The sequence below is a fragment of the Methylobacterium sp. 1030 genome, assembly GCF_040544715.1.
In the GTDB taxonomy this organism is placed as follows: Bacteria; Pseudomonadota; Alphaproteobacteria; order Rhizobiales; family Beijerinckiaceae; genus Methylobacterium.
In genome coordinates this window covers 1-5059 of the sequence record NZ_JBEPKM010000051.1, presented here as the reverse complement: position 1 = coordinate 5059, position 5059 = coordinate 1, and the positions used below count along the sequence as shown (strand labels likewise).

General features: G+C 62.6%; 9 protein-coding genes. 5 read left to right on the top strand and 4 right to left on the bottom strand.

Annotated features, from left to right (window positions below; genetic code table 11):
* Positions 1-554: 554 nt before the first annotated feature.
* Both ABIC30_RS31460 and ABIC30_RS31455 read left to right on the top strand, forming a co-directional pair.
* The gene (locus ABIC30_RS31460) at positions 555-731 is read left to right on the top strand and encodes a hypothetical protein (RefSeq protein ID WP_187299634.1); all 177 of its coding nucleotides are present in this window, start codon (positions 555-557) and stop codon (positions 729-731) included.
* Positions 732-832: 101 nt separating this feature from the next.
* The gene (locus tag ABIC30_RS31455) at positions 833-1549 is read left to right on the top strand and encodes a thermonuclease family protein (RefSeq protein WP_376738874.1); all 717 of its coding nucleotides are present in this window, start codon (positions 833-835) and stop codon (positions 1547-1549) included.
* Between the two features lie 104 nt (positions 1550-1653).
* On the opposite strand, the gene ABIC30_RS31450 is transcribed toward ABIC30_RS31455, so the two are convergent.
* Entirely contained in the window at positions 1654-1908 is a 255-nt protein-coding gene (locus tag ABIC30_RS31450; protein WP_042670413.1) for a DUF6894 family protein, read from the bottom strand.
* 298 nt (positions 1909-2206) lie between these two features.
* On the opposite strand from ABIC30_RS31450, the gene ABIC30_RS31445 reads away from it, so the two are divergent.
* A complete protein-coding gene (locus tag ABIC30_RS31445) occupies positions 2207-2485 on the top strand; it encodes a hypothetical protein (RefSeq protein WP_354456812.1) in 279 nt (92 codons plus the stop codon).
* Here ABIC30_RS31445 and ABIC30_RS31440 read toward each other — a convergent pair.
* Positions 2482-2760 (bottom strand): DUF6894 family protein, encoded by a 279-nt coding sequence (locus ABIC30_RS31440; RefSeq protein WP_042670427.1) that lies wholly within the window; start codon positions 2758-2760, stop codon positions 2482-2484. The genes ABIC30_RS31445 and ABIC30_RS31440 overlap by 4 nt on opposite strands.
* Positions 2761-3202: 442 nt before the next feature.
* Between ABIC30_RS31440 and ABIC30_RS31435 the strand changes: the two genes are divergently transcribed.
* Positions 3203-3496 (top strand): hypothetical protein, encoded by a 294-nt coding sequence (locus ABIC30_RS31435; protein ID WP_244435165.1) that lies wholly within the window; start codon positions 3203-3205, stop codon positions 3494-3496.
* A gap of 493 nt (positions 3497-3989) precedes the next feature.
* Here ABIC30_RS31435 and ABIC30_RS31430 read toward each other — a convergent pair whose 3' ends face one another.
* The gene (locus tag ABIC30_RS31430; protein ID WP_187299635.1) at positions 3990-4163 is read right to left on the bottom strand and encodes a hypothetical protein; all 174 of its coding nucleotides are present in this window, start codon (positions 4161-4163) and stop codon (positions 3990-3992) included.
* 108 nt (positions 4164-4271) lie between these two features.
* A complete protein-coding gene (locus ABIC30_RS31425; RefSeq protein WP_354456811.1) occupies positions 4272-4538 on the bottom strand; it encodes a hypothetical protein in 267 nt (88 codons plus the stop codon).
* A 114-nt stretch (positions 4539-4652) separates the two neighbouring features.
* On the opposite strand from ABIC30_RS31425, the gene ABIC30_RS31420 reads away from it, so the two are divergent.
* Positions 4653-4970 carry a hypothetical protein gene (locus ABIC30_RS31420; RefSeq protein ID WP_354456810.1) on the top strand — a complete coding sequence of 106 codons (318 nt, stop codon included), beginning with the start codon at positions 4653-4655 and terminating at the stop codon, positions 4968-4970.
* The last annotated feature ends 89 nt before the right edge of the window (positions 4971-5059 follow it).

Below are 5059 nucleotides of genomic sequence, written 5' to 3'. Positions count from 1 at the left end.
CCTCATCGGAAACGTCGGACGGATACGGCTGGCGGGCAGGGCTCATCCCCACCCATCTGAGCATCAGACCCACCCAGGTCCATAACAGCCTCTAGCCCTGGTCGCGACATGCGTGCTGGCAGCTATCCCGCCGGGTTGCCCTCTGCTGAGGTGTCAGCACGCTGATACTTTCAGGCCAACTCGAGCAGGCAAGGGGCTGTCGTCAAATTCGCGCCGGCCTGAGCTTGACAAAAAATCTAAATGAGGGCGGCGGTCGCAATATGATCACCTAGACGCCATCTGTATAATTCAGTTGAAAATGGGAATTTCTCTATGTTCCGTGTGCCGTTCAATATCCGCGGACAACTAGTAACGTCGAATTCTAGAGAAGAAATATCTCAAGCGAATGCGCAGATTATTCGCGAAGAGACAGAGGCGAGTCGAGTAGATTTCGAAGAGCGAACCATGCTTCTCAGATCATTACGGTTGGCGCGAGATGTGGATCTCAAAGGGAAGACTTCAATTGGCAAAGTAAGGCCTCGCGCAGCACCTGGCGCGTCAAAAGGAGGAGCATCATGCTGAGTCCGATTGATGCCTTGCAAAAACTGCGCGACCAGATGGTTATAAACCGCCGAAAAATCGTGGATCAGGAGGAGAGCATTCAAAATGTGCAAGCCGAGATCGAAGCCATAGACCGGGCCATTAAGGACGAGGAGATTATTAGTAAGAGTACTGGCTCCAAAGTCACTTGATCATTGCGGAAGGGCGACCGAAGGCGCAAGCTGCGCCGCCTTTGCCATTTGCCGCCCATGGCTCTGCTCGACCTCACGCAAGAGGTTGCCCGAAGCTGCGAATGAGCTATCCCCTCGCGATGCGCCATGCTCTCGCCGTCCTCATTTCATTCTCCAGTCCGGTCCTGGCGGCGGAGCCGATCGTTGGGCGTGCATCTGTCACGGACGGCGACACGGTGGTGATCCGCAGCACCCGGGTCCGCCTGCACGGCATCGACGCGCCGGAGAGTGCTCAGCTTTGCCAGGACGCTGCTGGCAAGACCTATCGGTGCGGGCAAGCGGCGGCTCTAGCTCTGGCGGGCCGGGTCGGCGAAGCGAATATTTCCTGTGAGCCGCGCGACACTGATCGATACGGCCGCACCGTTGCTGTGTGCCGCAAAGGCGACGAGGATCTGAGCGCCTGGATGGTGAGCCAGGGCTATGCGATGGCCTACCAGCGCTATTCCCGCGATTACCTCGGTGCAGAGACCACCGCGAGGGCGCTGAAGCGCGGTCTCTGGGCTGGCACCTTCGATCCACCCTCGGATTGGCGGCGTGCCAAGCGCGCTGGAGGCGTCGAGACTAGGCCTGAGATGGAGAAGCCGCCCGCCGCTGCTCCGGCGCCTGTACAGACCGCTTGTGCGATCAAGGGCAACATTTCGCGGAAAGGCGATAAGATTTACCACCTGCCCGGGTCCCGAGACTACGACCGAACCGTGATCGACACGAGCGCTGGCGAGCGCGTATTCTGCAACGAGGATGAGGCGAAGGCGGCGGGTTGGCGAGCCGCGCGCGGCTAACCGGGGGCCTTCATCTGTCGCCTCGCCGCTCGACCCAGCCTCGATCTGCTCACGGGGCGGGGGAGCGCCTTACCAGCGTGTGAGCCGAGCCGGCACTAATTATGTTAAGTTGGCTTGCGATCGGCACGCTGTCGGGTATCTGCACCCGGGACCAACACGGTCGCAATCGAGAGACCTCCGATGTCGCGGACTGAGATGAAGGCGCGCTGACTCCCACCCCGGCGGCTGATTTCTCCGGTAACGACTTCAAGCATGTACCGAGCGTGCGTGATCGCCGCGTTCACATCGTCTGCCTCCCGCCCCTCTCCGTCCCAATCGGACAGATTGCCGGCGTGGATGTCGAAGAAATACCGGCTCATCGGGGGCCCTCCGCAAAGGCGAGGCCCGGCGGGCGCGACTGTGCAGCGAATCCAACGCGTCTAAGACCATTTGGTGGCTGCGAATGCGCGTGTCATGGTGGGGTATGTCAGTGCCAATCCACCCGTTTGCCGTCGACGTGAGACGGTCCCGTTCGGGGAACGGACGATTTATCTGGACTATTCGGCGATCGGGTGCGCTGATCAGCCAATCCATCCTCGACTACGGGACTTTCGAAGAAGCTCGGCTCGATATGATAGCGGCACTGACGAAGAGCGTTGCTGCGTGGGAGGGGTCGGAATGGCCACGACAACACTCAAGCATCCGGACAAGCTCGGGCCCAAGAAGCTGACGCCGCATGAGCAGCTTCGACGCTTCCACGATGTCGTGGGATCAGAGGCTCATGGTGACGTGCCGAAAGTGAAGCACACCGAGCCCGGAGCAGAGAAGCTCGCCCCTGAGGAACAGCGCCGCCGGTTCATCGAAGCCGCGCGTGAGGCTGGTGCCAGCGAGGATGAAGCCGACTTCGATGCCGCGTTAAAGCGGATCGCGAAGCCGGCCGCCAAAAGCAATCCCTAGCTGAGGGCGTCTTCTTCCAGCTTAGGGATGGGACTATCGCCGATCCACAGCCCGGCGAACGTCAGCGTTGCGGTGTAGACGGTCCGACTTTCACCGTCACGAACAAGCACGGTGAAAGCCTGCTTATCCCCGTCCTTCGGGATCTCATCGCGGGCAATCGCTGGGAGGACAAGCATCGCCTCGTGCCGAATGCCCTGCATGCCGGCGCACTCTGACCCGACGGCGTCACGTGCAAATTTCGATCCTGAGTGGATGTCGAAAAAGAAGCGTGGCATGTAGCCCTCCGCCATCAAAGGGCGGGAGCACACGTTACTCTCGGCCGCTGGCGCCCAGATCAACCTGCCAGTGATACAAGAATAATATTCGATCGGGCGCGGAACTAAAATCACATATGTTTGACGACCGCTCTCAAGCTCATCGGACCGAACGATATTATCGCCAAAAGAAAGTCCGCTCCGGCGGACCAAGCGGGCTGAGTGAAAGAACGCTCGATGCGTTACATCGAGCATCGGCCGACAGCCGACCACCGGATGGCGCAAAGTAAAGGCCGCCGCGGGTGGCGTCTCGATTTGAATTTGAGCGCCCGAACTAAGGCTTCCCGATCGACCTATCCCCCGGAGGCGATTCGTGCGAGGGTGATCCCATCGCCGAATGGACATGCCCAGGCCCCGGTGACTAAGCGCCGTGCGCGCTGGCCTGTAGCGGACAGGCGAGCCCATGAAGCGCATTCCCCCTTTCGGCGTGCTGGACACCCATCCCGCCTCAGACGGTCGGAACGTGGTGGCGTTCCGTGCCGCAGTGGCAAGAGAACCGCCGCCGGAGATGACCGAGTCGGATAAACTCAACGCTCTGTTCGTTCGCCTGACGACACGCCAGCGCAATCTCATTCTTGCGGCGGCCGAGACTGACAGGCCAACGCCGCAAGGCGTAATCCGGCAGATAGCCGAGCTGGAAAGCGCCATAGCCGCCGTCACAGAGTTGTATGCCGAATGGGAAGGATCGGAGCGGTAGGGGCACGCCCTCTCCTAGCCCAGACGCTTCCTGTGGGGGTGCGCTTCCTGGCGCGGGCAGGCAGAGGGCAGATGCGGGTTACTTCGAAGACGCCGCCCGCGCACAACGGTTCAAGCAGAATATTCTGGTTTGAGGCCGATTCCCGCTAAACAGTTCCAACATCAGGATTTTCCCGGCGCTTGCTGGCCGCCTTCCGCGCGATCTCGGCGCGCTGCTCCGGCGTCATAGCCGCAGCTACTGTCGATCCACGTGCCGCGTGCACCACCGGTATCACGCGGTGAGAGTCCGCAGAAGACACTGGGAAGCGGGTCGGCGCCATTAGGCATTCCGACTCAGGGTTGCGGGCATAGAAATGCCCCGCGCGGCGGGTGCCGGCGGGGCTGAGTGGTCCATGGGAGGAAGGCTGGACTGTCGCAAGCAGCGGGCCAGCGGGCACGAAAAAACCGCCGCGGCCGGAGCCGGGCGGATCTCGATCTGCGCAGCTGAGCGCGCCTCAGACGGTCACAGCCTCCACGGCCATGTCGGTCCGGAGGGCATCCGGCATCTCAGCGAAGGTATGATAGCCGGCCGACTGCGCCGCCGCTTCCAGCGCCCGGTCAGCCGATTCGGCCTCGCCAGTCCAGACGATCGCGCGACTGCGCGCCTGCCGTACCTGGAAGATCGTCATTCTGTTCTCCTGCTTCGCCGACGTACTCTGATGGACTAAGCAGAATCTACTGAGATCGGTTCCGGTCAGCCGCGCCGCGGCCGCGGCCGGCCGGCTCCGAGAATCTGGCTATCGCGCTGGAGCCGAGGTGCCTCCGCCTGCGCCGACGCCTGGGCGAGCCGTTCCGGTCCCCGGTACAGTCGCAGCACCAGCTGCCGGCGAACGAGTGCTTGTGCCAGTCGTCTCCTCGGTCGCCTTCTGCCCTTCGCTCTTCACCGAGCCCGGGTTGTTCATGTTGCCGGTCGCGCTGCCGCCGCTCGCGGGCTGCTGGGCATAGGCGGCGCCGGTCAGCGCGATGGTGAGAGCAGCCGCGAGGCCGAATGTCTTGGTCATCATGGGCGTTTCCTCAGTTCGGCCCGTCTTCGGGCTCGTATGGCAAACGCGGCTGAGATCGGTCTGTTCTGCGCAAGGGTGGTGATGGCTGGAACGAGATCGACGCCAGCGCTGACGATGCGCCAAGCCAACCGCGTCCGATACGACGTCTACCGCCGCGGTGGGCCGCCGCCTCACAAGATGTCCGACGAGGAGCGTACCGCCCGCCGAGCTGAGTACGCCGCTCGCGACCGGGCTCATGCGGCCGTGATACGGGCCAAGCGCGCTGGTGAGCGCGCCTTAGCCAAAGCAGCCAATGTCGCCCAGCTGGCCGCAGAGGTCGACCGGATCCGCTCGGAGATCCGGGTAGGCGTGAAGGCCCCGGTCGGGCGGATCGCAGCCGTGGATGCGGCCGGCATGCTGTTCTGGGGCCACACGGCGGCGTCGGCTGAGTGACCTGCCCCCACGAGGTGGTCCGAGTTCAAAATTAGTGCAGGGTCGGCCTCTGCTCTACGGGTAGCTTGGCCGCCGGAGCCGGTCGGGCG

What these genes read in the sequence shown, in the direction of transcription:
- ABIC30_RS31460 (WP_187299634.1), top strand. Translation starts at nt 555, where the DNA reads ATGCTGAGTCCGATTGATGCCTTGCAAAAACTGCGCGACCAGATGGTT.
- ABIC30_RS31455 (WP_376738874.1), top strand. Translation starts at nt 833, where the DNA reads ATGAGCTATCCCCTCGCGATGCGCCATGCTCTCGCCGTCCTCATTTCA.
- ABIC30_RS31450 (WP_042670413.1), bottom strand. Translation starts at nt 1,908, where the DNA reads ATGAGCCGGTATTTCTTCGACATCCACGCCGGCAATCTGTCCGATTGG.
- ABIC30_RS31445 (WP_354456812.1), top strand. Translation starts at nt 2,207, where the DNA reads ATGGCCACGACAACACTCAAGCATCCGGACAAGCTCGGGCCCAAGAAG.
- ABIC30_RS31440 (WP_042670427.1), bottom strand. Translation starts at nt 2,760, where the DNA reads ATGCCACGCTTCTTTTTCGACATCCACTCAGGATCGAAATTTGCACGT.
- ABIC30_RS31435 (WP_244435165.1), top strand. Translation starts at nt 3,203, where the DNA reads ATGAAGCGCATTCCCCCTTTCGGCGTGCTGGACACCCATCCCGCCTCA.
- ABIC30_RS31430 (WP_187299635.1), bottom strand. Translation starts at nt 4,163, where the DNA reads ATGACGATCTTCCAGGTACGGCAGGCGCGCAGTCGCGCGATCGTCTGG.
- ABIC30_RS31425 (WP_354456811.1), bottom strand. Translation starts at nt 4,538, where the DNA reads ATGATGACCAAGACATTCGGCCTCGCGGCTGCTCTCACCATCGCGCTG.
- ABIC30_RS31420 (WP_354456810.1), top strand. Translation starts at nt 4,653, where the DNA reads ATGCGCCAAGCCAACCGCGTCCGATACGACGTCTACCGCCGCGGTGGG.